We start from the raw sequence: 2,484 nt of genomic DNA, 5'->3' as shown, positions 1-2,484 counted from the left end.
GGACGGGCGTAGCGTGGACGCATGACGAAGTACGGATCCTTCCCCGGTTCGCGTCCGCGGCGGCTGCGGACCACCCCCGTCATGCGACGGATGGTCGCCGAGACCCGGCTGCATCCGGCCGACTTCATTCTTCCCGCGTTCGTGCGGGAGGGTGTGAGTGAGCCGGTGCCGATCGGAGCGATGCCCGGGGTCGTGCAGCACACCCGCGACAGTCTGAAGAAGGCCGCCGCGGAGGCCGTGGAGGCCGGGGTCTCCGGGATCATGCTTTTCGGGGTGCCGGAGGAGTCCAAGAAGGACGCCGCCGGGACCGTGGGGACCGACCCGGACGGGATCCTCCAGGTCGCGCTGCGGGACGTACGGGCCGAGGTCGGGGACGAGTTGCTCGTGATGTCCGACCTCTGTCTCGACGAGTTCACCGATCACGGGCACTGCGGTGTGCTCGACGCCCAGGGGCGTGTCGACAACGACGCCACCCTCGAGCGGTACGCCGAGATGGCTCAGGTGCAGGCCGATGCCGGTGCCCATGTGGTCGGGCCCAGCGGCATGATGGACGGGCAGATCGGGGTCGTCCGCGACGCCCTCGACCAGATCGGGCGCGAGGACGTCGCCATCCTCGCCTACACCGCCAAGTACTCCTCCGCCTTCTACGGGCCCTTCCGCGAGGCCGTCGGGTCCTCGTTGCGGGGGGACCGCAAGACGTACCAGCAGGACCCCGCCAACGCGCGGGAGTCGCTGCGCGAGCTGGCCCTCGATCTGGAGGAGGGTGCCGACATGGTGATGGTCAAGCCGGCCGGGCCCTACCTCGACATCCTCGCGCGGGTCGCCGACGCGGTGGACGTGCCCGTCGCCGCCTACCAGATCTCCGGCGAGTACTCGATGATCGAGGCCGCCGCCGAGAAGGGCTGGATCGACCGCGAGCGGGCGATCCTGGAGACGCTCACCGGCATCAAGCGGGCCGGTGCGCAGAACATCCTCACCTACTGGGCCACCGAGGCGGCCCGGACCCTGCGGTGACCTGCCGAACCCGCTGACGTCCTACCAGGCGAGCGCGTCGTCCATGTCGCTCTGCCAGTAGGTCACCGTCAGCGAGCTGTCGTAGTAGACACCCTTGGCCGGGAGCGGCGGCGTCGCGGAGGCGCCGCCGTCGCTGTTCGGCGTGCGGCCCTGGAAGGCGACCGTCAGCTTCTTCGCGGTCGTGCCGCCGTCGCCGCTGCCGTCGGCTGCCGACAGCAGGACGCCCGCGTAGCCGGACTCGCCGGGCGCGAGCGTCGTCACCGCCTGCGGCTGCGTCTCCTTCGCCGCCGACGGCGCCCACTGCATCTCGTCGAAGCGCAGCACCGGGTAGTAGGTCAGGTCGCACACCTTGCTGCCGGTGTTCGTGACCGTGATCAGCATGTGGTTGAGGGGACGCGGGACCGGCTGGGCGGTGACCTTCGTGTTCGAGCCGTTGCACAGGACGCGGTTCTCGGGGGCAAAGGCGTCGGCGTCGTCCTTGGTGCCTCCGTCGCTCGCCTTGGAGCCGGAGGAGCCGGAGGAGCCGGAGGAGCCGGAGGAGCCGGAGGAGCCGGAGGAGCCGGAGGGGGCGGACGGAGTTGTTCCGCCGGCCGACCCGGCGGGCGAGTCCGACGCCGGGCTGCCGGTCTTCCCGGGCTGTGCGGTGACGGGTGACGACGCCGGGGCCGACGCGCCCTCGTCCTTCGTGCCCGTCCCGTCCTCGCAGGCGGTCAGCGAGAGAGCGGCCAGTGCGGCGATCGCCGGGGCGAACAGGCGGGCGGTGCGGCGGGTGTGGAGGGTGCGCATCGTGAAGTCCTCTTACCGAGATGGCTGGTTGACGCATGCCGCTCGACCGGGTGCCGGGAGCGGCGTGCTTGGATGGCCACAGCTTGTGGGGTGATCCGTCCCAGCCGCCACGACCGGCGGACGATCAGGGACGCTGGAACGCCCACAACGGTTCTGAGCTGGGGAAACAAACCATCCCTGGAACGCCGGGATGGGACATGGGGGGTGGACGAACGGTGGCTGCGGCCGAGTTCGCGGAACTGCTGCGGGAGTTGAAGGAACGGTCCGGGCTCAGTTACGGCACGCTCGCGAAACGGCTCCACATGAGTACGTCGACGCTGCACCGCTACTGCAACGGGGACGCCGTCCCCACGGACTACGCGCCCGTCGAGCGGCTCGCCCGGCTGTGCAAGGCCTCGCCCGAGGAACTGGTCGAGCTGCACCGGAGGTGGGTGCTGGCGGACGCGGGGCGCGGAAAGAAGGGGAGCGGACCGGCGGCGGAGGGGAGCGGTCCGGCTGCTGAGGAGGAGGTGTCGGCAGTGGGGGATCCCGCCGTCGTCACCGACGTGACGCCGGAGGGCGTACCGGCGCCGCCCGTCGCCGCAGGACGCCGGCGGCGGGCCGTACTCGCCGGGATCGCCGTACTCGCCGTGGTCGGGGCCGTGGTACTCGGGGTGCAACTGTCGGGTGGGGACGGTGAACGGG

General features: G+C 71.2%; 3 protein-coding genes. 2 read left to right on the top strand and 1 reads right to left on the bottom strand.

Annotation, left to right across the window (positions count from 1 at the left end):
* The first annotated feature begins 21 nt into the window (after positions 1–21).
* A complete protein-coding gene (hemB, locus tag P1P75_RS41070; protein WP_319265030.1) occupies positions 22–1,014 on the top strand; it encodes a porphobilinogen synthase in 993 nt (330 codons plus the stop codon).
* Between the two features lie 21 nt (positions 1,015–1,035).
* Here hemB and P1P75_RS41065 read toward each other — a convergent pair whose 3' ends face one another.
* Positions 1,036–1,800 (bottom strand): DUF4232 domain-containing protein, encoded by a 765-nt coding sequence (locus tag P1P75_RS41065; protein ID WP_319265027.1) that lies wholly within the window; start codon positions 1,798–1,800, stop codon positions 1,036–1,038.
* Positions 1,801–2,015: 215 nt separating this feature from the next.
* Here P1P75_RS41065 and P1P75_RS41060 point away from each other — a divergent pair.
* Positions 2,016–2,484, top strand: a 469-nt coding sequence (locus tag P1P75_RS41060) for a helix-turn-helix transcriptional regulator (protein WP_319265025.1), incomplete at its 3' end; no start/stop codon positions are given.

Origin of the sequence: Streptomyces sp. ID05-39B, assembly GCF_033794725.1 — a bacterium.
Lineage (GTDB): Bacteria > Actinomycetota > Actinomycetes > Streptomycetales > Streptomycetaceae > Streptomyces > Streptomyces bobili.
This window is presented reverse-complemented; position numbering and strand designations above follow the sequence as displayed.

Excerpts from the sequence above, each read along its gene's own strand:
- P1P75_RS41065 (WP_319265027.1), bottom strand. The coding sequence starts at position 1,800 with ATGCGCACCCTCCACACCCGCCGCACCGCCCGCCTGTTCGCCCCGGCG.
- hemB (WP_319265030.1), top strand. The coding sequence starts at position 22 with ATGACGAAGTACGGATCCTTCCCCGGTTCGCGTCCGCGGCGGCTGCGG.